General features: G+C 57.4%; 24 protein-coding genes and 1 pseudogene. 3 read left to right on the forward strand and 22 right to left on the reverse strand.

Going from position 1 to position 24,947, the window contains the following annotated elements; genetic code table 11:
• Positions 1-97: 97 nt before the first annotated feature.
• From gspD to gspG, 5 genes are read right to left on the reverse strand one after another with little or no spacing between them, the layout of a single operon-like run.
• Positions 98-2,398 carry a type II secretion system secretin GspD gene (gene gspD / locus DYL59_RS24825; protein WP_135291555.1) on the reverse strand — a complete coding sequence of 767 codons (2,301 nt, stop codon included), beginning with the start codon at positions 2,396-2,398 and terminating at the stop codon, positions 98-100.
• Positions 2,395-2,907: a type II secretion system protein GspM gene (gene gspM, locus DYL59_RS24830; protein ID WP_135291556.1), complete on the reverse strand. Its 513-nt coding sequence runs from the start codon at positions 2,905-2,907 to the stop codon at positions 2,395-2,397. The genes gspD and gspM overlap by 4 nt, the downstream gene beginning before the upstream one ends.
• Positions 2,900-3,934, reverse strand: coding sequence for a type II secretion system protein GspL (gene gspL, locus DYL59_RS24835; protein WP_135291557.1), 1,035 nt, complete (start codon positions 3,932-3,934; stop codon positions 2,900-2,902). Before gspL ends, gspM begins: the two co-directional genes overlap by 8 nt.
• Positions 3,931-4,800, reverse strand: a complete 870-nt coding sequence (gene gspK / locus DYL59_RS24840; RefSeq protein WP_167496715.1) for a type II secretion system minor pseudopilin GspK — start codon at positions 4,798-4,800, stop codon at positions 3,931-3,933. Before gspK ends, gspL begins: the two co-directional genes overlap by 4 nt.
• Before the next feature lie 8 nt (positions 4,801-4,808).
• The gene (gspG, locus tag DYL59_RS24845) at positions 4,809-5,258 is read right to left on the reverse strand and encodes a type II secretion system major pseudopilin GspG (RefSeq protein ID WP_135291558.1); all 450 of its coding nucleotides are present in this window, start codon (positions 5,256-5,258) and stop codon (positions 4,809-4,811) included.
• 148 nt (positions 5,259-5,406) lie between these two features.
• Between gspG and gspI the strand changes: the two genes are divergently transcribed.
• On the forward strand, positions 5,407-5,772 hold the full coding sequence (gene gspI, locus DYL59_RS24850) for a type II secretion system minor pseudopilin GspI (protein ID WP_135291559.1): 366 nt from the start codon (positions 5,407-5,409) through the stop codon (positions 5,770-5,772).
• On the opposite strand, the gene DYL59_RS24855 is transcribed toward gspI, so the two are convergent.
• A complete protein-coding gene (locus DYL59_RS24855) occupies positions 5,759-6,190 on the reverse strand; it encodes a type II secretion system protein N (RefSeq protein WP_135291560.1) in 432 nt (143 codons plus the stop codon). The genes gspI and DYL59_RS24855 overlap by 14 nt on opposite strands.
• A gap of 93 nt (positions 6,191-6,283) precedes the next feature.
• Between DYL59_RS24855 and gspH the strand changes: the two genes are divergently transcribed.
• Entirely contained in the window at positions 6,284-6,736 is a 453-nt protein-coding gene (gene gspH / locus DYL59_RS24860) for a type II secretion system minor pseudopilin GspH (RefSeq protein ID WP_135291561.1), read from the forward strand.
• Positions 6,733-7,329 (forward strand): type II secretion system protein GspJ, encoded by a 597-nt coding sequence (locus tag DYL59_RS24865; RefSeq protein WP_135291562.1) that lies wholly within the window; start codon positions 6,733-6,735, stop codon positions 7,327-7,329. Before gspH ends, DYL59_RS24865 begins: the two co-directional genes overlap by 4 nt.
• Positions 7,330-8,026: 697 nt before the next feature.
• Here the strand turns inward: DYL59_RS24865 and DYL59_RS24870 are convergent.
• The 16 genes and pseudogenes from DYL59_RS24870 to DYL59_RS24935 all read right to left on the reverse strand — a co-directional run.
• A pseudogene (locus DYL59_RS24870) lies at positions 8,027-8,602 on the reverse strand (hypothetical protein); the annotation flags it as partial.
• 656 nt (positions 8,603-9,258) lie between these two features.
• Positions 9,259-9,585: a hypothetical protein gene (locus DYL59_RS24875; protein WP_135291563.1), complete on the reverse strand. Its 327-nt coding sequence runs from the start codon at positions 9,583-9,585 to the stop codon at positions 9,259-9,261.
• Between the two features lie 537 nt (positions 9,586-10,122).
• A complete protein-coding gene (locus DYL59_RS24880; RefSeq protein WP_135291564.1) occupies positions 10,123-10,512 on the reverse strand; it encodes a hypothetical protein in 390 nt (129 codons plus the stop codon).
• A 138-nt stretch (positions 10,513-10,650) separates the two neighbouring features.
• Positions 10,651-10,752 (reverse strand): toxin C-terminal domain-containing protein, encoded by a 102-nt coding sequence (locus tag DYL59_RS32160; protein ID WP_420359304.1) that lies wholly within the window; start codon positions 10,750-10,752, stop codon positions 10,651-10,653.
• A gap of 121 nt (positions 10,753-10,873) precedes the next feature.
• A complete protein-coding gene (locus DYL59_RS24885) occupies positions 10,874-11,344 on the reverse strand; it encodes a hypothetical protein (protein ID WP_135291565.1) in 471 nt (156 codons plus the stop codon).
• Positions 11,345-11,959: 615 nt separating this feature from the next.
• Positions 11,960-12,460, reverse strand: coding sequence for an Imm70 family immunity protein (locus DYL59_RS24890; protein ID WP_135291566.1), 501 nt, complete (start codon positions 12,458-12,460; stop codon positions 11,960-11,962).
• 268 nt (positions 12,461-12,728) lie between these two features.
• Positions 12,729-13,151 carry a hypothetical protein gene (locus DYL59_RS24895; protein WP_135291567.1) on the reverse strand — a complete coding sequence of 141 codons (423 nt, stop codon included), beginning with the start codon at positions 13,149-13,151 and terminating at the stop codon, positions 12,729-12,731.
• Between the two features lie 77 nt (positions 13,152-13,228).
• Positions 13,229-13,423 (reverse strand): DUF6883 domain-containing protein, encoded by a 195-nt coding sequence (locus tag DYL59_RS32240; protein ID WP_475513846.1) that lies wholly within the window; start codon positions 13,421-13,423, stop codon positions 13,229-13,231.
• Positions 13,424-13,503: 80 nt separating this feature from the next.
• The gene (locus DYL59_RS24900; protein WP_135291568.1) at positions 13,504-13,845 is read right to left on the reverse strand and encodes a hypothetical protein; all 342 of its coding nucleotides are present in this window, start codon (positions 13,843-13,845) and stop codon (positions 13,504-13,506) included.
• Between the two features lie 95 nt (positions 13,846-13,940).
• Positions 13,941-14,162, reverse strand: coding sequence for a hypothetical protein (locus DYL59_RS24905; RefSeq protein WP_135291569.1), 222 nt, complete (start codon positions 14,160-14,162; stop codon positions 13,941-13,943).
• A 97-nt stretch (positions 14,163-14,259) separates the two neighbouring features.
• Complete coding sequence (locus tag DYL59_RS24910) at positions 14,260-14,661, reverse strand: hypothetical protein (protein WP_135291570.1); 402 nt, start codon at positions 14,659-14,661, stop codon at positions 14,260-14,262.
• Positions 14,658-20,660 carry a two-partner secretion domain-containing protein gene (locus DYL59_RS24915; RefSeq protein ID WP_135291571.1) on the reverse strand — a complete coding sequence of 2,001 codons (6,003 nt, stop codon included), beginning with the start codon at positions 20,658-20,660 and terminating at the stop codon, positions 14,658-14,660. The genes DYL59_RS24910 and DYL59_RS24915 overlap by 4 nt, the downstream gene beginning before the upstream one ends.
• A gap of 21 nt (positions 20,661-20,681) precedes the next feature.
• Positions 20,682-22,376 (reverse strand): ShlB/FhaC/HecB family hemolysin secretion/activation protein, encoded by a 1,695-nt coding sequence (locus DYL59_RS24920; RefSeq protein WP_135291572.1) that lies wholly within the window; start codon positions 22,374-22,376, stop codon positions 20,682-20,684.
• A gap of 414 nt (positions 22,377-22,790) precedes the next feature.
• Positions 22,791-23,717 carry a FecR family protein gene (locus DYL59_RS24925; RefSeq protein WP_135291573.1) on the reverse strand — a complete coding sequence of 309 codons (927 nt, stop codon included), beginning with the start codon at positions 23,715-23,717 and terminating at the stop codon, positions 22,791-22,793.
• Positions 23,718-23,754: 37 nt separating this feature from the next.
• Positions 23,755-24,300 (reverse strand): RNA polymerase sigma factor, encoded by a 546-nt coding sequence (locus tag DYL59_RS24930; protein WP_135291574.1) that lies wholly within the window; start codon positions 24,298-24,300, stop codon positions 23,755-23,757.
• Positions 24,297-24,941 (reverse strand): secretin and TonB N-terminal domain-containing protein, encoded by a 645-nt coding sequence (locus DYL59_RS24935; protein WP_135291603.1) that lies wholly within the window; start codon positions 24,939-24,941, stop codon positions 24,297-24,299. Before DYL59_RS24935 ends, DYL59_RS24930 begins: the two co-directional genes overlap by 4 nt.
• Positions 24,942-24,947 lie beyond the last annotated feature (6 nt).

Consider the following 24,947-nt stretch of genomic DNA (forward strand, 5'->3'; position numbering starts at 1 on the left):
GAGGACCTTTTGGTTACTTTTGGGTCCTTCCAAAAGTGACCCGCTGTAAGAGCGGAACCATAAGCCGCCGTTACCGCAGCAACGGATATGTACTCAATCATGGCTGCCCCGCAGAAACAGGCACCGCCCGAATCACCGCCCGAGGCCCCAACTGCCCAGGTATCGCCTTCTCCACCGAAGGCAACTGCGGCGCCTGCACATCCGGCATCGCCCAGCTACGCTCCGGCTGCAACCCACCCTGGGCCCGACGCATAAACTCATACCGGTTCAACGTAATACTGCGCCCCGCCCCACTGTCACGAATGATGTAAGGCCGCAAAAACACCATCAGATTGGTCTTGCTCACACTGCGCTTCTCATTACGAAACAACGCCCCCAACCCCGGAATATCCGACAGCCACGGCACCGCATCATTACTCTGGCTGTAGCCGTCTTGCAGCAAGCCGCCCAGCACCATGATCTGCCCGTCATCCAGCAAGATGCTGGTATCGATGGCCCGCTTGTTGGTCACCGTACCCGCCTCCACCGATGCCCGCGTGTCCACGCTGCTGACCTCCTGGTAGATATCCAGCTTCACCGTGCCACCCTCGGAAATCTGCGGGCGCACGTTGAGCTTGAGCCCAACCTCTTCACGCTGCACGGTCTGGAACGGGTTGTTGCTGGTGCCCCCGCCGCCGGTCACATAGCTGCCGGTGACAAACGGGATGGTCTGCCCCACAAAGATGCTCGCTGCCTCGTTGTCCAGGGTGAGCAGGTTCGGCGTGGACAGCACATTGGTACCGCCCTTGCTCTTCAACGCGCGGGCCAGCACCTTGAGGTCGAGCACCTTGCCGATTCCCGGAATGTCCACCGTGCCATTGACCAGGCCAATGTTCAGCCCTTTGGGCAGCACATCAATGCTGGTGGGGCTGGTGGGCGTGCCAACCACCCCGGTGCCCCCCAGGTTCACGCCGCCGAAACCGCCCTTGCCCGCCAGGTTGCCGGCCTGCCATTGCACGCCGAACTCGGTGGCATCGTCTTCGCCCACTTCGACGATCAGGCTTTCGATCACCACCTGGGCGCGGCGCTGGTCAAGCATGTCGATCACCTCCCGCAGGTTGCGGTACAGCGGGTCCGGCGCGGAAATCAGCAAGGTGTTGGTGGTGGCGTCGGCCTGGATGGTCACCCCGCCAGCGCTGAAGGCGGTGTCCTGGTCGTTGCTGCTGTTGCCGGTGGTGGGGCTGTTCTGGCTGTAGCTCGCCTGCACACCACTGCCGGTGGGCGTGCCGCTGCTGTTTTGCGCGTTACTGGCGCCTTGGGTGTTTTTGTCGGTGCTGCCCATGGCACTGAGCTTGCCCCGCGCTTCATCGCTGACACCCGCGTCGCTCTCGCCGGTGAGCAAGCCGCGCAACGATTGGGCCAACTTGCCCGCCTGGGCGTTGCGCAGGTACACCACATGCATATTGCTGGGGTTGCTCTGGGCGTTGTCGAGCTTGTAGATCAGGTTGCGCGCCAGCTCCGTGCGCTCGGGGCTGCCGGAACGGATGATGATCGAATTGGAGCGCGGGTCGCCCACCACGTTGATCTTCTGGGTCTGGTCGGCGCCCTGAGTGTCCAGCAGTTCGGCGACCATGGCCGCGATGTCCACCGCGATGCCGTTCTGCACCTTCACCACATCGGTGTCGATGGCGCTGGGGGTGTCGATGCCGTTGATGATCTGCGCCACCCGCGCCAGGTTTTCGGCATAGTCGGTGATGACGATGCTGTTGTTGCCGGGGTAGGCGTTGATCGGGTTATTGGGGGAGACAATGGGCCGCAGCACCGGGATCAGGTTCACCGCGTTTTCGTATTGCAGGCGAAAGGTGCGGGTCTGCATGCCGCTGCTGCCGGCGCTGTAGATCGGCCCGCCGAGCAACTTGGCATCGGCCTCGGGTACCACCTGGGCCACGCCGCCCACGTCCACCACGCTGAAACCCTGCATGCGCAGGGCCGCCAGCAGCATGTCGTAGGCCTGGTGCGCGGGCACCTGGCCTTCGCTGACCAGGGTCAGGTTGCCCTTCACCCGAGGGTCTACCAGAAACTGCTGGCCGGTTGCGCGCGACAGTGAACGCACCACCGCCTGGATATCCGCATCAACGAAGTTGAGCTGTACGGGTTGGTCCCCCAGCGGGTTGCGCGCCTTCACAACGGCGGGCGCATGCCCACGGGCACTGTTGGTGACCCGGTGTTGTACCGGGGGTTGCGGGGCAGGTTCGCGTTGGCGGTCCAGCACGGTATCGCTGCGCCGGGTTTCGGCCAACGGCTGGCCCAGTTCACTGTCCACCAGCAAAGGCTGGGTGGGCGGGTTGTTGCTGCACGCGCTCAGGGCCAGCACCAACAGCGGCGCGGCCAAACGAAAAGGCGGGACTGACCACTTCATGAAGCTTCCTTAGCGCCAAGCGCCTGATCCATGCGAACGGTCCCGGACACAGTGCCGGCCGAGTTATCGACGGCATCCGCCGCGCGCTGCAAACGCGCCTCGGACACCTCCAGGGAAAACGAACGGGGGCTGTCCAGCAGCCAGTCCACCACGGCATCGGCCGGGGCGTTGTCGAAGCTCAGGCGCCAGCCGCCGGGGGCTTGGGCCTGCAACTGATAACGGCCCTGCAAGCCAGCACCATCCAGGGCTTGGCGCAACGCGGCTTCATCGGCGGCTTTCGGTGCGGCGATACCCTGCAACAACACCTGCAAGGCCGCGGCCTGGGCACGCAGCTTGGGGGTTTCGGCCTGCCAGTAATCGATTTTTTTCAGCGCGGGCTGCACCAGTACCAGCCAGGTCAACAGGCTTGCCAGCACCAGCCCGGCGCCGCTCACCATGCGTTTTTCGCGCAACGCCAGGCCGCTCCAGAACGCCTGGGCCTGGCTGCGCAGACGCTGCAGCTTATTCATCGACGGCCCCCGGCTTTACCGGGCTGATGCGCCAGGCATGATCGTCCCGCGTGACGGTGAGTCCCGCCTGGGCCATGGTGGCCTGCCAGTCCCCCGTAGCCGGCGGGTTGCGACTGTCGGCAAGTAACTCAAGGTGCAAGCTGCCCTGCTCAAAGCGCAAGCTGTCGAGGCTGGCAACCATGAATGGCAGGTTGCTGCCCGCCAGTTGCATCAAGCGGGTGAAGCCCTGGTCACTGCCCGTTTGCCGTGCAGCCAATTGTTGGCGGGCCTGCTGCAAAGGGTTAAGCACCACCGGCAACGCCGGAAACGCCTGGCGCACCTGCTGGCTCATCGAGGCCTTGAGGCGTTGGCCTTCGTCCACCTGGCGCGCGGCGTAGAGGTTGAGGCCGAGGGCCCAGATGGCGACAGCCAGCGCGACGCAGCCGAGCGCCCTGCCCCAGCCACCGCTGGCGGGTTGGCTGAGCCGGCCGTGCAGGCCCCAGGCCGGTGCCTCGCCACTCCAACGTTGGGCGACGTCCACCCACGGCAAGTCCAACGCCTGCTGCCCCAGCGGATGCACCGAGCCTTGTTGCAGGCTGTCACGGGTCAACAGGTAGCCTTCGTCCAGCGTCGCCGCGCCGACCGGCAAGGCGTAAGGCGCCGGATACAGGCCGCGCAGTTTCAGTTGCAGTTGACCCAGCCGTTCCAGCCCCGCCTTGGACACCCAGGCGACCTGCACGCGGCCATCGCTTTCGCGGGGGCCGTGTGCAACGTGCATCTGTTCGACGGGGCCAAGGATCAATGCCTGCGCGGCGCAGGCCACGGCCGCAGCGGTTCTCGCCGCTGGCAGCGGCGGCAGCTCCAGGCTGGTGAGCAGGCTGTCACGCGGATGCAGGAAGCACTCCAGCGCCGCGCGCGACGTGTTCAACTGCGCCAGACTGTCGGTGCCCTCTTGCACCACCACACCGCGCTCAACCCAGGCAAAGCGCACCTGGCTATGAGCGGTCAACTGATCCAGCGGCGGCAAGCCAATACGCAAGCGCTTCATACACCCACCCGTGACCAGATCACCTGGGGCTGGCGCTCTTCGGGCCGATGCAACAACGCATCAATCGTCACCCGGCGCTGCTCACGCCGAACCTGGCCTTGCACACGAAACCACTCGCTGGTGATACCGACCTGCACCGTGTCCACCACCACCTGAGGCAGATGCAACCGGTTAACGAAATCCCCACGGTTGATAAACCACTGCCCACTGTCGCGCTCAGCCACCAAACCGTGGGCCTGGGACAGGCTGAGCTGGGGCACGACGGCGCTGAGCACTTCGGCACTGGCGGTGTTGCCGTTGACCCAAGTCATGCCGGGCAACACGCTCACATGCCCTTGCAGGCGCCGCAACAGCAGCGGGTCAAGGCCTTCGATATCGCCCAGGTCGTCCAGGCTGCGCAGCATCGGGTACTTGGCCGGTGGCAGATACGAGGCGACCACCCGCTGGCTGATCCGCCGACTCACCGCCGGGTCGATCCCCAGCGTGCGACACAGCCGCTCGAACGCCTGCAATTGCTCCGCATCCAGTTGCTCGCGATTGACCAGGTTGCGCAGGTTGAACTTGCCCTGTTCATCGTCAATGCGCCCCTGGAATTCACCACTTTGGGCGCGCGCCCAAGGTTGATCGAGACGGGTCAGCACGTCCTTTTGCCGCGCCTCCCAGAGCATCAACCGGCTGCGTTCAAGGCCGCCTTGCAACAGCCATTGGCCCTGGATGCGCAGTTGTTCTGCCTCCAGGCTACGGGTGAACACGCTCTGACGCGTGAGCATGCTGCCGGCCAGCACCGCCACCACCGCTGCGATCAGCAAGGCGCTGATGATCGCCATGCCGCGCTGCTTCGCCGCTGTGGGCGAATGCCGTTTCATGGCGCGCCTTACAACTGCCAGGAGCCGATATCGGCATTGACGCCATCCCCATCCGGTTGGCCGTCGGCACCCAGGGAGAACACATCCACTTCGCCATTGGCGCCGGGGTTGAGGTAGTGGTATGGGTTGCCCCAAGGGTCATTGGGCAGGCGTTCAAGGTAGGCGCGCCAAGTGCTGTTCTTGGCATCCGCCGGACGCTCGACCAGCACCTTGAGGCCCTGGTTCATGTTCGGGTAGGTGCCGTGGTCGAGGCGGTAGAGTTTCAGCGCCTGCATCAACCCGCCAATGTCCTGCTTGGCCGCCGTGGCCCGCGCCTGGTCGGGCCGGTCGAGCACCTTGGGCACTACCATGGCGGCCAGAATCCCGAGGATGACCACCACCACCATGATCTCGATCAAGGTAAAGCCACGCTGGCTGCGAGGGCCTGGCAATGGGGGCGTTAGGCGCGCGATATCCATCTCGACATTCCTTGGGTTGGGTGCAATTCGTGGCGCAGTGTTGCAAGAACACATGTCAGTCGTATTGAAAATCCTCGGGAGGTTCAGTCGCCAATCGGTCAACTGGCGGCGCTAGTCTGCGGGCCTGTTTCCCGGTTTTGAGAGCGCCATGTACGGCCGTCGCAACGCGCAAGGTTTTACCCTGATCGAAGTGCTGGTGGCGCTGGCGATCATCGCCGTGGCCATGGCCGCCGCCGTGCGCGTGGCCGGGTTGATGACCCAGGGCAACGGGCTGCTGCGGGATAAGGCCATGGCGTTGCTGGCGGCACACAGTCGCCTGGCAGAACTGCGGCTGGAAGGCCATTTGCGCAGCGGCAAAAAGACCTTCGACTGCGATCAAGGCCGCCTGAAACTGCGCTGTGAGCAGACCATCAACAGCAACGGCCGCCTGTTTGATGTGACGGTCTGGGTACTGGACGCCAGCCGCGACGCCCCGCCGCTGGCGCGGCTGGACACCCAGGTCATGGCCGAGTGAGCAGCGGCAGCGCGGGGCCGTCCGGCAAGGTGACGAGGTTGACGCGCTGCTTTTCGCCCGCGTGCTCGATCTCCACGCCATTGCCTTCAATGGCCGTCAAGCGCACACCGGGGCTGAGGCGCTCGCCCACCAGGAAGCTACGCGGCGGGCCGTCGTTGAGGCTGAGGATCGCCACAGCGCCACGGGCCCCGGCAAGCACGCCGGTGACCTTTATCTGCGGCGCCGTCGCCACGGAAGAGAACCACTGCAACGCCGGGTTATCACTGCGCGCCGCCAACGCCTGGGGTGTGGCTTGGGGCGTATGGGACTCGGCGCTGGTGAGCAACAACGGTGTCCACACCACCACGCCCGCCAACGCCGCCAGCAGGGCCAGCGCCTGCACGCCAAGAGCCGGTGAAACACGAAGGGCGAATGCCATAGGGAGGACCTCCTGTTTGTCCGTGGCATTAGCCTACAGGCCAATTCGCACGCTTTTATTTCACAGACTCCCCAGTTCTCCAGGACGCCAGCGATGAAAGAGCAAGGTTTCACTCTGATCGAACTGATGGTGGTGCTGGTGATCATCGGCATCGCCAGCGCCGCCATCAGCCTCACCATCAAACCCGACCCGCTGCAGCTGCTGCGCAAAGATGCCGACCGCCTCAGCCAACTGCTGCAAGTGGCCCAGGCCGAAGCCCGCGCCGATGGACGGCCCATCACCTTGCGCACGGATGCCAAGGGTTTTCGCTTCACGCGGCGCACTGATGATGGCGTGGGCCTCGAAGCGTTCAAGGGCGACAACCCACTGCGCCCGCGCCCCTGGGAAAGCACCCCGATGCAAATCGACATCGAACCCCGACAAACCCTGGTGCTCAATGCCGAATGGATCAACCCGCCGCTGCGCGTGGTGCTGTCGGACGGGCAGCACCGCCTCAGCCTGCAGCGGGATGCGGCAGGATTGATGCGCGTGGTGAGCCAACCATGAATTCAGCGCAAAAAGGCTTCACCCTGATCGAAGTGATGGTCGCGATCATGCTGATGGCCCTGGTCAGCATGATCGCCTGGCGCGGGCTCGATAGCGTGACCCGTGCCGACCACCATCTACAGGCCAGCACCGAGCAAACCGAAGTGCTGCTGCGGGCCTTGAACCAGATGCAGCGGGATATCAGCCTGCGGGCCAGTGTCGAGTTGGTCGCCCCCGGTGCACCGGAAGTCGAAGGCTTGGCGGCAGTGACCGTGCGCAGTTCCGACACCAAGGGCTTTCGCCTGGACGTGATCCGCAGCGCCCCGGTCGCAGGGGATGGCTTGCAACGGGTGCGCTGGTGGCTCAAGGGCGATGCGCTGTACCGGGCCGTGGCACCGGCACGGGATCGCTTCCCGTTGCCGGCGGCGAAAGATGGGGTGGTGGTGTTGACCGGGGTGAGTGATCTACAGGTCAGGGTTTGGGAGACGGACAAAGGCTGGCGACAGTTGAGCGGCAATCGGCGGGAGGCTCCACAGGGGCTGGAGATCGGCTTGGTGCGCCAGACGCCACAAGGGGTGGAGCGCTATCGGCAGGTGGTGGGGCCGTTGAAATAGCGGAATGCTTCTGGCCCTCTCCGGTCTTCAGCCAGGCTTTACTGACACTCAATGTCCACGCCAACTTCTCCAGCCGGTCCTGGGGCAAACCCCGTAAAAACCAGTTGTTGAGGCATTGCGGGCTGACGCGCAGCCATTGCGCGAATGCCGCGGGCTGGATCTGGTATTCCCTGAGCAAATGACGAAGCCGTTGGCCGGAATGGGGGACAGAGGGTTGTGGCGCGGCGTGGCGTCGGTGTTTTTTTTTGCTGATAACCATAAAGAGTCGGCTCCCTGCCGTATGGGTTGGCAGGGGAACTATAAACGGCGTACTCGGAATGCGCAGGTGCCTGGGAAACATCATGGAGGGCAAAAAGAATTGGCTTACGGTAGAGCCTCAGTGGTCTTACAGATAAATCTTACCTACCCATCAAAGCATTCGCTGTGTCAGTACAGAGAGGGCCGTTGCAGTAACGGCAAACCCACGAACCCTGTCACCAAGCCCACTACAATAACTGGCGCTGAACAGCTTCTTCCAGGGTGCTCTGCGTCAACGCCTGCACCACCTCCCGAATGTCCTGCCGAAAAGGCACAGCGACAATCAACACCAACTGCATCCAGGATGTTGTGAATAGGACACGCAGCCGCTCAGCAACACAGCGGCAAGTAGTAGAGCCTGCTTGATCAAACCCATCATGTTCACTCCCCCCTTTGACTGCGGTTCAGCCAACCGCGCGGTGGCCGTTTCGAGCAGCGTGGGCACCAATTCATTCAGCTTCTTGGCCCCCATCACCGGCGACCAATACTCGCGCCCGTACAAACCAACGTTGTGCTCGAACTTGATATGCTCCCTGGCTGCCGCCAAATCCTTGCCCTCGCGAGCAACAATCACCTGGTCCCCCGCCACATCAAAACTGTCCACATAAATCGGCCCGTTGACCCAGATACAGATCGTCAACGTCAACAAAGCGCCAGGAATGTAAGCCGGGTGCGGAGCGCGTCGCGCTTTCAAGGAAGTCATGGTGAACTTGAGCACCACATGGTCCTCCCCCAGGCGCACCGGAAACTCGGTCACCTCTTTGAAATAGCCACCGGCCTTGACGTACTGGTTGAGTTGAGTGGTGAGCGAACGGCTGATGGAATTGCGGGTAGCGTCGTCAGCGCCGGGAATAGCAACGATGACATCGGCGACTTGAGCCATTCAGGCGTTACTGGACGTGGCAGGGTGAAGCGGCGCACCTATCGGGCCGGTGACGGTGTAGGAGACGCAGCCGGTTAGGGATAGTGCTGCGATGAGGGTGGTGGTTTTTTAATAGTTTTTTAGCATGGTGATTCCTGGTTGTTGGTGTTAGTGGTGTATCTGCAAACTAATGGGCGGCAGTTTTTACTGATACGAATTCAAGTTCAGACCATTGAGAAAACTTAATTTCTAGCACAGCGATCTGCTGCAATATATTTATCGCACAAAATACTCCTTCATTATCAACTCAACAAAAACTTGAAAAATTGCGACCCTCAGAACATTAAATCGGACGCTAACCTCTCACACAATACAAGCAAAAAAGTTTGGCATTCTTAATGAAGTCATTACTCAGCGATAACTATTAACGGCGCGAACTGTGCTTCTAAGAAAATTGCAACCCTTCATGCAAGCTTTAACTTCACATGCATAGATAGCGAATGCAAAAAAATCATCTTTTTGTGAAGCACCACTCTTTCGCGAAAGCTTTTTCAAATCATCCATATGAATACAAGCCTCGTTTGCGTCTTCATCGGGCATCTCAAGCAAGGGGAAAAATCGCTTAAAACCCGAAAGTGCAATCAGACAGTAAAGGTGGTATTGCCGGCCTCCGGCATACAAACAGTGTCTCGCAGCATACGGCCAGACATTGTAAGTGGCACACCAGGATAATAAACCTACTCCACCTTTACGGACACGCCCATCAAGCATTACTCAGCTGGCCACGTTAGCCCGCCCCTAAACCGCTCGTACCAATACTTTCTAGAAGGAACATCATCCCGATCCAAATAATAAATTAAATCCTGAAGTTCCTCACCCAAAGGAAACTCAAACTTATACTTTACAATAGAGAGCTCACGCTGAATGCTGTGCAACTCATCAAACAACTCCCCGGCATCTTCAAACGAAGAACAGCTGGATATTCGCTTTATCAAAGCATCACACGCACCCGCATAAAAACTCAAACACTGCCGAATAATTGGAAGGCTGGCGCGATAACGCAGCAACTCACCCTCAAGAACACTCCATACGTCCACGATGATCAACTTTTCCTTACTGGCTGTATATGGCCAACTTGTCCAGTTGCAGGGTTATAAATCATCTCCAAGCCGCCCCCTTCATATTTAAAGTACCCTGGTGCGCCACGCGGATCAGGAATCACCTTCGGGTTGCTATTTTTAGCCTGGCGATTCCTGTTTTTTGGTGTTAGTGGTGTATTTGCAAACTAATGAACTGCTGTTTTTACTGATCCGGATTCAAACTCAGGCTACCGAGAACTCTTAATTTTTAGCGGAGCTATCTGCTGTAATATATTTATCGCATAGAACCCTCCTTCTTTATCAAATCAATAAAAATATGAAAAATCACAACCTTAAGAACATTTAATCCAACTCTAGCTTCTCGTAAAATACAAGCTCAAAAAGTTTGGCACTCTTAATGAAGCCATTGCTCAGCGATGACTTTTAACAATGCAATCTGCGTCCCTATAAAAATACAACCCCTCATACAAGGTTCAACTTCACTTACATAGATAGCGAATACAAAGTAAACCTTCACTACTATACACCCACCTCTTACACCACTATGTGCCGCTTTAACTCCCTCTTAGCCAAGTGCCGATTCCTTTGTGAGGAGCCTCTATTTTGCGAAAGCCGCTTTAAATCATCTACATGAACAAAAGCCTCGTGAATCGAGCTATCAGAAATCCAAGAGATAGCAAGACCCACCCAATAATCTGAATCGTGCTGCAAGCCCACCTTGATCACACTTGCATATGAAAAATCTGGCCCCAGAGCCAGTTTTGCATCTTCAATGGGCATTTCAAGCAAGGAGATAACTCGATTAAAATCCGAAAGTTCAATCAGGCAATAGGTGGCCTTGCCCGCCTTCAACTTCCAGCCATTGAGGTTATCCTTAAATATTTTAACCTTTCCGCCTATATAAGCTTCGCATCGATCACTCATGATTCACATTCGGAAATTATTCTTAATATTAATATCGTGCATCTTCAGCGCCATTTAAATTTGCCCTCTGATAGCAGGGCTCTAGCTTTTCCAATAATGTCAGCCAAATTTTTTTGGCTGTTGCCTATTCCTGCTTCATCATGAATTCCCGATACGATTAAAGTTATCATCATACGTCCCGTGTCGTGGAATTTTACTGGCCAGTATTTTAATTGAGCCGGCTTTTTTTTCAAACGCCACTGCTGTGTATATTTAGATCTCTTGCAATTTACATTTTCCATTTTTTTGAATACAGCCTGGCCATTGTGAATGGTCTCGTTTTTTTTGCGGGGGGTAAGGCCAATTTCAGCTTGGCAAAATATTAACTCACAGGGATAAAGCTCAACCCCTCACTGATCGCTATTTCCTCTGGTATATTTTTATAAATAAAAATATCATCACCCAAGTTTAAAATGGATAAGCAAAGCCCGTTATGAAAAGAGAGATTAACACCTACTGCTGTGTCTTCGGCTAAGGACTGCACGAGTGACGCTGATACCAACCTACTTCCTAGAACGTCGGAGAAATAAAGCTCAGTAGAGATACAAGAAATATCTTGCCTGCCGTGTTCGCCTAAATCGCAACTCGAGATTGGACTCAAGGATACGAAGAGAGACGCACCATCAGGTCCGCCATAGAGTTTTCCAGGTTTAGAATTTTCAAATACAAGCTCAATTTCTTGAGGGACAGAATCTCTCTCGTCACAAAATACGTGAAATAGAGCATTCACTGAAAGTAGTTTCTTTCCGAGTAGAGTTAACAGCCATGCAGTCATAAACTTAGGAGAGCTCATTGCTTGACGCCACCCTTTAGTGAGTTCTTTACAGATGAATTTTGAGTTACCCCATTCTTCAGGATAGTCACGAACGTTCCGCCAGATTTACTAACGACCACATCATCACTTTTAATTCTGAAATACACATCACCTCGTGCGCCATTTGCACCTTGCCCAGCGAAAGTCCCAGGAATTACCTTTTCGGGGTTACTCCCAATGAGAGGCTGCTAAAATAAAACCAATCAGCTTATTTATCATTTCCACTTAAGTCCATTTATATTCTGAATTGATGCATCGGGAGTAAAACCGCCTGATTCATGAGCAGGCATTTACTTCGATTATCTGTTAAGCAAAATCAACTCGCCAAGCTCTTTATCGCTTGTTCCAATAGAATAATAAATTCATCAAGTCGAAAACTCCATTTTTCATTTTCGAGGTGTGAATATATTTCGATTTCAACTTCTCTTTCATGCTCTCGGAATACTTCGACCAGTTGGTAGGGGCCGAACCAAATTTCGAAAACCACATTTTCTCGATCCGGCGGACTACTTATTAAATATGATAAATGTGTCATGATTTTGGGAAGTCCAAAAGTTCAATAAATTTTCTATTTTGAACTGGAACTTCATGATGCTAACGTAACCAGAACGGCAATTCATCGGCGCCAATAGATTCATATGACTCTTCAGAACGGTTCACATCATAGATATAATCAGGAGCATCCGTAAATCCGATCCTTAAAGGGACGTACTCTTTAAACTCCTCATAAAAAACATATGAGCACTCGATAGCATCCAATAAAGCTTTAAAATAGTTAGCAAAAACGCTAGCGATGGTATCGCTGTTCAAAATCAAACTAGTGCTTTTCTTGTCCACCCCTATAGAAATCGCGTCAAAATCGCGAGCAGAAATTTTGCTAAACTCGGCCCTCACATTTTCTAAGCTCCGCGCTAACTCATGCATTTCGTCTTTTTTCAAAGAGTGGGAATACAGCCTAACGGTGATCAATGGATATCTGCTTCCTTTTTCTCCACCTTCAAGAAGTATTACTATTGCTTTAAAAAAACACTCCACGTCGGGGGCAGCCCCCAAAGAGTGAATTGTCATTGCGCCGAGAATACCTATACTTTTCATTCTATTGCGAACCTATTTGACAAGGTCAATATCTCCCTGCTTGTCTTACCTGATAGCACGCGAACTATTTTGGCGAAGTGCGCAGACAACAGATAGCTCTTCAATACAGACAACTAGCTTTGTACTTTTTCGACATTTTAATTCTTGGCTTTAATGCTGCATAGATTGCCTATAAATCAATGAAAATTGCAACCTTTCATGCAAGGTTAAATTTCACCTGTAGAGATAGCGAATGCAACGAAATCATTCGCTATTATACACCCACCTCTTACAGCACTATGTGCCGTTTTAACTCCCTCTTAGCCAAGTGCCGATTCCTTTGTGAGGAGCCTCTATTTTGCGAAAGCCGCTTTAAATCATCTACATGAACAAAAGCCTCTTGAATCGAGCTATCAGAAACCCAAGAGATAGCAAGACCCACCCAATAATCTGAATCGTGCTGCAAGCCCACCTTGATCAAACTTACATATGAAAAATCTGGCCCCAGAGCCAGTTTTGCATCTTTAAGTGGCGTTTCAAGCAAGGTGATAACTCGATTAAAATCCGAAAGCTCAATCAAACAATAAGTGGCCTCACTCGCTTTCAACTTCCAGCAATCGAAAAAATTCTTAAAGACTTTAATCGTTCCGCCCATACAAATATCGCACTGATCAATCACATTACCGATTGACCCGGCTACTGGCATATCCATGATTATTCTCCGACAAAATTTGTCAGCAGCACCTAACTTCGCAGAATATAGCTTCGCAACTTCCTGCACTTTTGCTATCAGCCCTCCAGCATTCGCTTTGTTGTAGCCCAACGCTGACTCAAAGACCTTTGCTTATTACCTCCAACTGGATGCGCCGAGTTCAACGCATAAGATGTCACTTTATTCGAATCAAGTACTGCTTTTTCTGCATTAATTAACCGACCCGATATCTGGGTCTGAATTGCAGCTCTGCGTAAGTGTCGGTTTTCCAGATACCCGTCGGACCGGCTAACGGAGTACGCGGCGCAGTGGTAGCTACTTCCCCTACACCTTTTGCACCATTGAGCCTACTTTATCTCCCGGCAGCCAGCTCTATTGCTATAGAAAGCTTTAATTGCGACTGACGCCCTAGAAGGATATTACGATACTCGTCAACGCTGAAAGTGATTAAATTTTCAGGTTCAGAATCATAACTCCTTGAAAGCTCAAATTTAACAATGACAGAGCCATTCACAAGCACAACATAAAAGTCCTCGCCTTGATCTGGGGTATGGCCCAGCACATAGGCGGACGAGAGAGGGCCAAACATTCGCTCAAGAAACGCAAGAATGACGAGGTTGCCAAATACATACGAGACAGACGAAACCAGCGTCTCTCGAATTTTTTTATCAGCTTCACTTTCCACTAGCTTCATTTGATCACTCCTGGGAACACTAACTGGACTCGCAACTTTATCTAACTCAAAAAACATCCACCACTGCTCTCCACCTTTTGAACCAACTACATAGCCTAGATCTTGGAAATCAGAGCCAAAAACTCTGATTCAGTTAACTCAAACTCCTTGCCCTCCTCCATTGCCATCAATGTGAGGAGTGTTTGATCCATGGAGGCAGTAATTTCTAGGCCATGATCTTGATAGATCTCAAATGCCACTCTAGAAATCCTGAGGACATCAAAGCCTCTAGCCAATATTCTTTCGAGTTCCATAACAAGATCAGCTTTTGAGTACATTATTTCCAACTCCCCAACTCTACACCTGTAGCGACTGTTTCGTCGCCACGAAAACCCTTCAAAAATCATTAAAGCAACCTATGTTCTTACCAGAACACTACGACGCATAAAAACACCCATCTTCATCGACCCAAATAATTCCCGGAACTTCATAAAAATAAACTGTTAACTCTCCATCACTTTCGGATCTTGCACTTTCTGGCCAGCATTCCTTTAGATAAAACACGATATCCTTCGCTCCTAGATCCCAATGAGCCTCATCATTGAAAATAGAGAGCTTAGGATGGGGGTTATTCGGGGAGATGTAGCAATCTGCTCCTGGCTTAATAAATTTGATTTTACCGTTCACCAGCAGATGTTCAATCATGTAGAAAAAAGCGTATTTTCGCTGTTCAAACGTAAGTTCAGGGTTCCATGAGCCAATCGCACTAAAAAGTGTCGACAACCATAGACCAAATGAATCACGCACGACTTCATCAAAGAATTTTACAACCATCATAATCTCTCCATTAGGAATTTTATTTCTGGATTATACGTGGTACCTGTGGCTGTTTTGGGGACATCTATAGTCCACGTCGGTCCAGTCTTACCGGACGAAGACGAGAAGTTGCGTAAAGTGAAATTCCCTTCCGGGGTACTAACAACATAAATATCACCTTTTCCAGGGATAGTGCGGGGAGATGGTAAAGAAGCAGCCTTGGTTAACTCAGAAAAATATTGCTTAACCTCTACTTCTGTTGCGCCAGAAAATATTTTAGCATTACCTGTATTTGGAACCTGAATAAGAGAGCGATTTCCAATTTGGATACCACTTCTGGTGTTGGTAGAACTAAATAACTCCGTAATCTCGGTGCTACGACTTATGCTCGGAATGCCTTGAACCACCAATGGGTTGGATATACTTCCCCCACCCCCCCCTCCCTTCCCCCCAACTAACCCCACCCCCGGCAGCACGCTCAACATCTCAGCATGGCTTCCCTGCACCGTCTTCTGCACCGCCAGCCGCGTGTCGTCCTGGTTGCTGCCTTGAAACCCTCGAACAATCAGCCGCTCTTCCCAGCTCAGCCCGCTGTTGCCCTCGTATTGGTCGAGCGCGGCATTGCCCAGTTCCACAGCCGTTCGTTGTGCCTCACAACTGCCAAGGTCGCTGCACAGCATCAGGTGCATACCGGTTTTCTGGTCGCTGATGCTTTCGTACTTGAGGGTCAGGTCTGCACGGCAAGCCGTGGGGTTTGCGGCGCCTCGGCAGCCTTTGAGGTCTTTGACCAGGTCATCGACTTCGTGGTGGTTGAGGTAGTTGTAGGTCGTGGCGTTTTTGGCGAGTTCGGCGCCTTTTTGTACGTCGCCTTCGGTTGCGCCGGCTGCTGCGAGGCCCACCAGTTGTGAAGCCGCCAGCATCAGCGCCGGGTTGCCTTCTACCGCTTGGGCGAGGCTGGAGATCAGTGCTTCGTTGGCGCCGGCGGCGAGTGCGCCGGTTGCGAAGCTGCCGCCGTTGGCTTCGCTGAGCAGGCCACCGACCAGTGCATGGAGGGCGACTTTTTCGGGGCTGGATTCGGGCCAGTTCTGGCTTTCGGAAAAATCCCCTACTGCGTTGAAGGCAATCGCTTGAAGGGTGCTCTGCAGCTGCGAACTGAGGGCCAGGTTGAGGTTGTCCTTGAGGCTGCCGCCTTGCACCAAGGTTTTGAAACCGGCCTGGGCTGCGCCTTGTGCACCTGAGTAGGCAGCGAACTTGGCGATGTCAGAGGCCGACGCCAGGTCGAAGCCTTTGGTGATGTTGTTGACGCGATCGCCCGTTACGCCAAATGCAGGATCGATGACGCCGGTACTGAAGCCTGCGGTCAGGGCGCTGGTGGCATAGCCTTTAAGGCTGCCACTGGAGGTGACTTCCTTAAACGCGGCGCCAAGATCGCCTTTGTTGTTGATCGTGCTGACCGCTGCCTGGCTGGCGACGGCTTGGAATGTTGCGCCAGCCATAGAGCCCAACGTCCCGCCGCCCGCTGCCACAGCCAACGAACTCGCCGCACCTGCCGTGATCAACGACATCACGATAATCACGGCGAGCATTGCGCCTTGGCCCATGCCGGAATGGCTGTACTTGTACGAGTCGTGCAGTTCCTTGACCCGCCGCCAATCCACATCGCCGCGTTGCTCAGCCTCTTTGATCCAGGCGAGTTTCGGGTCGCCCTTGACCATCGCGTCGATGGTCTGGCCGACGGTGGCCTGGTTGATGTCCTTGATGTCGATCCGCAGGCCTTCGACGGCTTGGATCGCCAGTTTTCCCTGGGCAATGATTTCGGTCTGGCGCAGGGTTTCATCTGTGCGCCCTTCGCCTTTCATGCTCATCCAGGCCAGGTCGCTTTTGCTTTTTTCGTGGCTTTCCTGGTGCAGGTCTTTAACGGCTTCGAAGGTCACCGAGCCGCCGCTGGTGATAGTGATGTCGGCGCCGCTGTCCAGGGTTGCCCCCTGGTACAGCTGGTCGCCGCCGCTGATGAGATTAAGATTGCCGCCGGTGCTGATCTGGCTACCTACAACCTTTACATCGGTCACTTCATCGCGCTGGGTTTTGATAGCGCCAAAACTGCCCTTCTTCTCATAGTCATAAAGGCTGTAGTCGCTGTCATTGGCACTCAACAGTTGCAGTTGCCCGCCCGCGATGAGGTAAGCGTCTTTGCCGCTGGTGACTTGGCTCGCTTGCAGCAGGATGTTTTGCCCAGCGGTCGCGGTAAGGTCGCCACCCGCGTTGAGTTGGCTGCCGACTTGGCGCACTTGGGTGGTTTGTTCGTGGATCTTGGCGCCGCTGCGTTTGCTGTTGATCTCGTGGTCGGTTTCGTTGGCTGCCGCCAGCAGGTAGATGTCGCCACCGGCTGCAACCGTATGGTCTTTACCGGCGTTGGCCTGGCTGGCGAGCAAGGTGATGTCGCCGCCGGCTTTGAGGCTTAGGTTGCCCGCGGCAGTCACGTTGGCGCCGAGGTGTTCGGTGGTGCTGGTTTGGGTGACGCGATGGCCGCCGTTTTCCGTGGTGCGGATCTGTTGGGTGTCGGTGACGGCGATCAGGTTGATGTCGCGCGCGGCCGTCAGGCTGGCGTTGCCGCCGCTGTTGATGTCGCCTCGGTTGGTGATATCGCGCCCGGCATTGAGCGTGAGTTGCTGGCCTGCGCTGATCTGGCTGGCGTTGTCGAGGTAGGTGATTAACGTACCGTCGCCCTGTCGTTTGGCTTGGGCGGTACGCTCGTTGACGATGTCGCCGGTGACACTGGTCAACTCGACGTTGCTGGCACGGATCTCACCGGCCATGGCATTGCGGATGCTGTCGGTGGCGAGCAGGCTGATGCGCTCGCCAGCGGTGATCGAACCACCGTTCAACAGGCTGCCATCCGCGATGGCGGCCACGTTCTGCGTGGCTTTCAGCGTACCTACGCTGACGATATCGCCACCGCTGACCAGGTTGATGTCCCGGCCTTGCACCAGGCTGGCGCCGCGCAGGTTGTTGGTATCGACGGTGGCCAGGTACAGCACCGGCACCAGCACGTCTTCGCCCTGGACCTGGCGTTTTTCCATCCACACGATGTCGTGGGTCAGCGCGGCGACCTGTTGTGCGGTAAGGCCCACGCCCACACTCAGTTGCAGGCTGTCGCGGGCGCTGAGGCCGTTGTCCATCAGGTAGCGGAACTGGGCTTCGTCGCTGTCCAGCCCAGCAAGGAAACGCTGCCCGGTCCTAGCCAGCATGGCATCGCGGATCAGGCGGCTTTCGTAATAGCCATCGCCCAGGCGGCGCCAGGCTTCGTCGGTGTTGTAGCCGATCTTGTCGAGCAAATACTGGGAACTGAGAAAGTTGGCCAGGTGGGTGAACAGTGGGTTGGTTTCGATCAGGTACGGGCTGCCAGGATTTTTGCTCGGGATAAACAGGCCGTACTCGCCGCTGGGCAGGTGAAATTCCGGTGGGCGGGTCAAATCGTCGCTGAGGCGATCGGGGCTCAGTTCGAGGTCGTTGGGGTTGTGGCCGATTTCACCGGTCAGTTGCGCAAGGGTGTTTTCCCGCAGGGTGCCGTTTTGCAGGTACTCGCTGGCCTGCAGGGTCAGGCTGCCGCCGGCTTGCAGGGTGGCGGCGTACATCTCGCGGCCGTCTTCGCGCCAGGTGGTGAGGGTGCCGGGGTTGCTGAAGCCTGCGCCACTGGAGCGGGCCTTGAGTTCGGCGAAGCGCACCGGGTCGAAGGGGGCGTTGTGGAAGGCTGGCAGGTCGACAAATTCCATGCGGTCCCACAGGGCTTTGTCGATGCGGCCGGGGGTGCCGATGATGGTGCTGGAGGTGCCGGTCTGGGAGGCGGCGCCCTGGTTGACCAGGCTGCGGGCGGTCAGGTGCACGTCGCCGTTGGCGGCGAGCAGGCTGTAGCGGTTTTGCAGGGTATCGGCGCTGATCTGCAGATTTTTTCCAGCGATCAGGCTCGCGGCTTTGGTGGAGCCAGGGGCGGCGGTTTCGCGCCAGGTTTCGGTGATGTAGATGGTTCCGCGCTTGTAGCTGTCGTCGCCGTCGCAGTGTTGGCCGCAAACCCAGCGGATGGTGCCGCCCACCAGTTCGCGCTCCAGGGTCAGATGGGTGCGGGCGTTTTCGAATGCATTGGTGTTGATGTGCAGGTTGCCCTCGGTTTCGAGGGTGCCGGAGAGGTTTTTGAACGTGGACGCTCGGGAGCCATCGGCAGCCGCAAAGGAGAAATCGCCGACGCTGTAGACATTGCCTTCCAGGTTGCTGAAATGCTCGCCGCGTACGTGCATGTCACCGCCGCTGAACAGCAGGCCGGTGTTGGTAACGTTGGCGGTGAGCAGCAAGTTGCCTTGGCTGCCGAGGGTGCCGTGGTTATTGAGCTGGGCGGCGTTGATCTGCATATGTCGCGCGGCGCTGAGCACGCCGAGGTTGTGCAGCACCTCGCGAATGCGCAGTTGGATGTCTTGGCCGCTGAGAATCTGGCCGTGGTCTTGGATAAGGCTCGATGCACGGATATCGGCATTGCCTTTGGCGGCGATCAGGCCAGTGTTTTTCAGCTCACCATCGACGTGCAGTTGCAGGTGGTTGTCGCTGAGCAATTCACCGCTGTTGGTAACGTCGCGGGCAGCAACGTTCAGCTCGTTTGCGGCAACCACCTTGCCACTGTTATCGACAGTTTCGGCAACAACACTCAGGTCGCTTTCGGTGTGCAGCGTTCCTGCGTTATCAAGCTGTTTTGCCGCAACCGTCAACGCCTGCGCCGTCACCACCTGGCCGCTGTTTTTGACGTGCTGGCGAGCGTCGATCTTCGCGCTGTTGGCCGCGATAGTGCCCGTGTTATCAACGGTTGCGGCGCGGATATCCAAGTGCCCGCTGGCGTTGAGTTCACCTTTGTTATCCAGCCGTTCAGCTGTGATATTCAGCTGCTTGCCCGCAATCCGGCGATCCTCGTTGATGCCGCTGACAATCTTGCCTTCGTTGCTCACGGTGGCTGCGTGCACCTGCACATTGCCGGCACTGGCAAGGGTGTGTTTAACCACCAGATCGGCATCGGCCTTGAGGTCCACATCCCCCACCGCAAACGTCGGCCCCTGCAATTCAATCGACGCCGCCTTGGCACTCAACGCCCCAGCACTGGTGGTGTGCGCCAGACTCAAGCCGCCGTTGACCTGGATAAACAGATCCCCGGCGGTACTGGCCATTTCCGTGGCCACGCGCACCCCCACACCGGCCTCGGTGCCGATCAGGCGAATGGCCCCGGCATACATCCCGCCCAACGCACTGGAATCAATCGCCAGCTGCGGTTTGCTGCGCCCATCGTCGGCCAGCGCACGTACCTGCATGCCATCAGCGCTGACGTCGTTGCGCCCGGTGATGATGTTGAGTTGATCGGCATGCAACTGCGCGTTGAGCTTGGCGGTGCGGGTGATCAGGTCGAACTGACTGACATTGCGCGCATTGAGCCCCGCGCCTTCCAGGGCGATATCACCGCCCTCGACCCGGAAATGCTCCAGCCGACCGCCCTCCAAAACCGGCTTGCCGGTGGTCAAGGTGGCCCGTGGCGTATTGATAAAGCCGCAGCCATTGCAGGTGATGCCGTGGGGGTTGGCGACGATCACCCGCGCCGCATGCCCAGCCACTTCCGTGTAGCCGCCCAGGTGGCTGCGATTGCCGCCGGTGACTTCGTTGAGGATCACGCTGGCCGGACGTCCTTGCAGCCCGGGGTTACCCAGGATCACCCCGCCCAGCTGGGTGTTTTGCGCCGCCTGGGTGGCGTTATTGAGGATCAGCCCATTGCTGCCGACGTTGTAGTCGGTGAACAGGTTATGGGACAGGCCGCTGCCGTTCGGCCCTGCGATGTTCACCACCGGCACGCCATTGGGCGCATGACCAATGCTGGTGCCGGGGCTGGCGGGGTCCACACTTAGTTGCGCGGCGGCAGAAACGATAGGGTTGAGGAAGAGAATTCCCGCCAGGCTCATCGCCAGGCACTGGTAAAACGGACTACGCACGTCCATAAGCAAGATTCCTTGTTGTTATCAGAAAAACAGATCGATTCGGGCATACAGCGGGTGCTCGCGATGCTCGACCACGGCGGGGCTTTCCAGGGAGCGAGCGAACACCAGCGAGGCGGCCAGGTGGGTGCCGCGGGCACTGAGTTCCCAGGCATTGCCGCTGAGGCGTCCGGCGACATGGGGGTTGTGCGGCCCACGGCTGATCACGCCGACGTCATAGCCAAACCCCACGCCGACCTCGTGCACCCATGGCCGTACCGCCTCCCACACCACGGGGTGGCGCCAACGCAGTTGGCTGCGCCAGTAGCCGCCGGTGTTGCCGGACAGGTTCTGTTCCTGAAACCCGCGTACCGCGCCCAGGCCGCCGACGCTGAGGCGTTGCGGGCCGTAGAGTTCGTCTTCGGCATGCTGGCCGGTGGCGAGGCTGTCGAAGGTCCAGTGCTGGCCCAGCCAACCAAAGGACTGCAGGTAGCTGAGGGTCAGGGTGTATTTCTGATAGCGCGAGGTAGGTGCGCCGCGCCGCGTAGAGAGGTCGCGCTGGGCGTCGAGGGCACCAATGCCCTGCTGCCAACCGGCATCCAGGTTGACGAAGGCGTTGCCGATACGACGGCCATGGTTCAAGCCCACTTGGCTTTCGGTGATGCGATGGCTGGAGGTACGCAGCAGCGCGTCTTCCAGGTAGTTGCGGGTGCGCAGGTGGCTCAGGCCGATGTTGAGGGCCGTCTTGCCCAGGTTGTCGCGGTGCAGCAAGCGCTCGGCGCGCAGGTGTTGGCTGGAAGTGTCGCCGGACAGCGCAAACTCAAAACCGGAGGCCGTGTTGCGGGTACGGTATGCGCTTTGGCTGTGGCTGAAATCGAAAGTCCACCAGCCGTAAGGCACGCTGTAGAACAGGCTCTGGCTGTGGGAATGGCGCCAGTGATCACTGACCATGTCGCGGTTGGCCCGCAGGCTCAATTGATCGGCCAGGCCCAGGGGGCTGTCCCACTCCAGGCCGATACCGGCCTGCTGGCGACCGGTGCTGGCATCCCCGTGGTTATTGCGGTTTGCCGCCACGCGCCAGGGCTTCAAGCGCGCGCCCTTGAGCGATACGCGACTGCCGCCCACCGACTGCCCCGGCACCAATTCAAGCTGGGGTTGACGTGAGGGCAGACGCGCCAGTTGATCGACCCATTGCTCCAACTCGCGCAGGTCCAGCACCTCACCCTCGCTGCCGGGAAACGTCATGGCGGATTCCAGCGGGCTGGCCAGGGATGAGTTGTCGAAGCCTTCAAGACGCCCTTCCACCACGATGATTTTCAGCTCACCAGCCCTGAGGTCTTGTTGCGGCAGGTAGGCGCGGGTCGTGATGTAGCCTCGATGCAGATAGTGGTCGGTGATGCCCTTGAGCATCTCGTTGAGTTGCGGCACGCCCAGGCAGCGCCCGTGCCAGGGCTGCAGCAAGGCCTGGCGCTGGGTATCGGAGAGTACGGTGGTGCCTTCGATATTGATGCGTATGAAGGTGATGCACTGGCCGTCGTCCGCCAGTGCCGGAGTGGCCTGCTGAACCGCTTCGCCCGGCAGGTTTTTCAGCTCGTCGAGCCGGCGGCGCTGCTCATCCAGCAATTGTTGCTGGCGCTCGCGGGCCAGTTCACGGTCGCCGGGGGACGGTTGCGGCGCGGCCAGCAATGGACCTGAGAGCAACGCGAACCCCAGCAACACAGGTCGAAAAACGGCAGACATCCCTTTCACCCTCACTGGCGCTCAAATGCAAAGAGCGCGCAGATTGCCGAGGCTGAATCGCTTATGGAAAAGATGAAAAATTACAAAACAATGCGAGGTTTTTGTACGAGTTAAAGGATCTGTCAGACCTCTGTAGGCCAATGACGAGAATCGTAGGGAAAAGGGGTTTACAGGAGTAAGAAGATGGAATCAAATAGGGCCAGGCATGATTTTTCGCAGGGTTTTAAGTCCAAAAACCTACGCGAGAAACGGAAAAATCAAGAAGGATGGCGAACCTGGTCCGTCAGAGGAAAAAGGCAGGCGGCTCAACCCACCTCAATGCCGACATACCTGGAAACGACAAGCGCACGTTACGCCCAAAACCCGGCATTTTTTATCGTAAAAATCAGAGTTTTCTCGACAAGCGGTAGCGCCTCAACTCAACAACACCACCCCACCCGGCAACTCCGTGCACTTGGCCCCGTACGCATCCCGAATCAACAACGCCACCCCCGCCAACTGCTGCAGACTGAACCGCGCCTGCACCCGACGCTGGCCCAGTTCCTTGTTCAACAACACCAACATTCCCGGCCGATAGCGATTGATCTCATCCACCACCGTTGCCAGGGTCGCGTTGTTGAACACCAGGATCTGCTCGCGCCACGCCACCACGGCCTGGGTATCCACGGTGGTGACGTCGCTCACACCGGCCGGGCCGTAGGTCAATTGCCGCCCGCTCTCCAGGCGCACGTTGCGCCCCGCCACGTCCACCGAGAGCCAACCCTCGATGCAGGTCACGCACACACTGTGGTCGGTATTGCGCAGGTTGAAACGTGCCTGCGCCGCGCTGACCCAGCCGTCACCGGCCTGGACCTTGAGCGGTTGCGCCACCTGGGCGAGTACTTCCACTTCGCCCTCAAGCAACTCAATACCCTGCCCTGTGCGGCTGATGCGGGTCTGGGTGTTGAGTTCCAGGCTGACGCCCTCGCTGAGCAGCACCTGGCGTTGCTCACCCACGTCGGTGCGGTAGTCCGCCGTGAGCCCTGCGAAGCCGCCGGGCACCCCGACGCTCACCATCACCACGGCGGCCGAGGCGGCAATGGCGCCGCCCAGGAAGGCACGGCGGCCATAGCTACGTGGCTGCGTCCCTTGCTCTAGGGCCGGGGCCAATTGCTGCCACAACACCTTGGCCTGTTCGAACGCCTGGGCGTGCTCCGGGCTCTGGGCGCGCCAGGCGTGCAGGGCCTTGGCGTCGGCGACGGTGGCGCGGCCCGAGGTGAGCAGCACCAGCCAGTCGCGGGCTTCATCGTGCAGGGGGCTGGCAGCGGTTTGCCGGGCGGTGGGAAAGCTAAAAATATTCAAGCGCGAAAATACTCACGGTTTTATCAGGGACTCGACACTAAGACGGTTTTCCGGCCCCGGGACCGAACCGCTGAATCACTTTTCTTTCCAGGCGCTTGGCGCAATGACCCAGGGCGGCCTTGATTTCCTTCTCGACCATGCGTGTGGAAATACCGAAACGCTGGGAAATTTCCAGGTGGGGCGCCTCTTCCAGGCGTGCGGCGATCAGGATTTTGCGCCGGCGTGCAGGCAGCTCGTAGAGCGCCTTGACCAGGGACTGGATCTCACGCTGGCCGCCGACTACGCGCGATGGGTCCTGGGCTTCGTCGGCGGTTTGCAGCAGTTCCTCGACTTCGCTGCCAGTGAGCAAGCGCGCGTCGGCCTGACGGCGATCGGCGGCGATGTTCAGGGCCATGCGGTACAGGTAGGCGTTGGGCTGGGAGAGGTTCGGCGGGACCTCCATGCGGTCGACCCGCAGATAGGTTTCGTGCAGGACGTCGTTGGCCAGGTCCTCCGAGCCCAGGCGCTTGCGCAAACGCACCTTGAAGTCTTCGTAGGAGGCCAGGAACAAACTGACCATCGTACTGTGCCCGGTATTTTTCATCCGCCCGTGGCTCCCTTCCCTGCTGTGCATTCCATGCGTGTTCCTGTTGTGTCGGGCATCAAAAGTAAAGTCACCGGCTGGCGCAGCGAGCTGGGCGCCGGGCGTTCGACCCGGGTGGTAGCCAGGCTGCGTACCAGTGCTTCATCGCGTTGTTCATCACCGGTGGGGCTGACCAGCCGGCTGTGTTCGACCCACCCATCACGGTTGACCCACACTTGCACCAACGCGCGAAAACTGCCGGGCCGGGTCAGGGGCGTGCGGCACAGGCTGGCCTCGATGGCCTGCTGCAACGCTGTGGCATAGCTGTTGTTGATCCGCGCGGCGTTGCGCGCCGCAGCCCCCCGGGTCACGGGTGGCTGGCTGACCTCGGGCAGTTGCAAGGTAAACGCATCCCCCCGTGCATATCGCGCCATCAGGCCACTCCCGGTCAGCAACATCGCCAGTGCTTCTTGCGCCGTAAAGCGCCCGCGCACACCGACGGAGCGCCGGCCCCGCGTCAACTCGCGGTCCACCAGCACCGCCATCCCGGTGGCGCGGCTGTACGCTTGCAGTGCGTGTTCAAGGTCCTGGGCGGGCAGGTTCAACGACAGCAAGGTTGACTCCGCCTGGGCCCCACGGCTGCCGAGCAGCAGCAACAGCAAGACCAG

Origin of the sequence: Pseudomonas kairouanensis (genome assembly GCF_004682055.1) — a bacterium.
GTDB classification, from domain to species: domain Bacteria; phylum Pseudomonadota; class Gammaproteobacteria; order Pseudomonadales; family Pseudomonadaceae; genus Aquipseudomonas; species Aquipseudomonas kairouanensis.

Coding starts and splice junctions, on each gene's coding strand:
- DYL59_RS24930 (WP_135291574.1), bottom strand. CDS start 24,300: ATGAAAAATACCGGGCACAGTACGATGGTCAGTTTGTTCCTGGCCTCC.
- DYL59_RS24855 (WP_135291560.1), bottom strand. CDS start 6,190: ATGGCATTCGCCCTTCGTGTTTCACCGGCTCTTGGCGTGCAGGCGCTG.
- gspD (WP_135291555.1), bottom strand. CDS start 2,398: ATGAAGTGGTCAGTCCCGCCTTTTCGTTTGGCCGCGCCGCTGTTGGTG.
- gspG (WP_135291558.1), bottom strand. CDS start 5,258: ATGGATATCGCGCGCCTAACGCCCCCATTGCCAGGCCCTCGCAGCCAG.
- DYL59_RS24890 (WP_135291566.1), bottom strand. CDS start 12,460: ATGAAAAGTATAGGTATTCTCGGCGCAATGACAATTCACTCTTTGGGG.
- DYL59_RS24920 (WP_135291572.1), bottom strand. CDS start 22,376: ATGTCTGCCGTTTTTCGACCTGTGTTGCTGGGGTTCGCGTTGCTCTCA.
- gspM (WP_135291556.1), bottom strand. CDS start 2,907: ATGAATAAGCTGCAGCGTCTGCGCAGCCAGGCCCAGGCGTTCTGGAGC.
- DYL59_RS24880 (WP_135291564.1), bottom strand. CDS start 10,512: ATGAGTGATCGATGCGAAGCTTATATAGGCGGAAAGGTTAAAATATTT.
- gspH (WP_135291561.1), top strand. CDS start 6,284: ATGAAAGAGCAAGGTTTCACTCTGATCGAACTGATGGTGGTGCTGGTG.
- gspI (WP_135291559.1), top strand. CDS start 5,407: ATGTACGGCCGTCGCAACGCGCAAGGTTTTACCCTGATCGAAGTGCTG.
- DYL59_RS24900 (WP_135291568.1), bottom strand. CDS start 13,845: ATGAAGCTAGTGGAAAGTGAAGCTGATAAAAAAATTCGAGAGACGCTG.
- DYL59_RS24905 (WP_135291569.1), bottom strand. CDS start 14,162: ATGTACTCAAAAGCTGATCTTGTTATGGAACTCGAAAGAATATTGGCT.
- gspL (WP_135291557.1), bottom strand. CDS start 3,934: ATGAAGCGCTTGCGTATTGGCTTGCCGCCGCTGGATCAGTTGACCGCT.
- DYL59_RS24885 (WP_135291565.1), bottom strand. CDS start 11,344: ATGAGCTCTCCTAAGTTTATGACTGCATGGCTGTTAACTCTACTCGGA.
- DYL59_RS24895 (WP_135291567.1), bottom strand. CDS start 13,151: ATGGATATGCCAGTAGCCGGGTCAATCGGTAATGTGATTGATCAGTGC.
- DYL59_RS24915 (WP_135291571.1), bottom strand. CDS start 20,660: ATGGACGTGCGTAGTCCGTTTTACCAGTGCCTGGCGATGAGCCTGGCG.
- DYL59_RS24865 (WP_135291562.1), top strand. CDS start 6,733: ATGAATTCAGCGCAAAAAGGCTTCACCCTGATCGAAGTGATGGTCGCG.
- DYL59_RS24910 (WP_135291570.1), bottom strand. CDS start 14,661: ATGATGGTTGTAAAATTCTTTGATGAAGTCGTGCGTGATTCATTTGGT.
- gspK (WP_167496715.1), bottom strand. CDS start 4,800: ATGAAACGGCATTCGCCCACAGCGGCGAAGCAGCGCGGCATGGCGATC.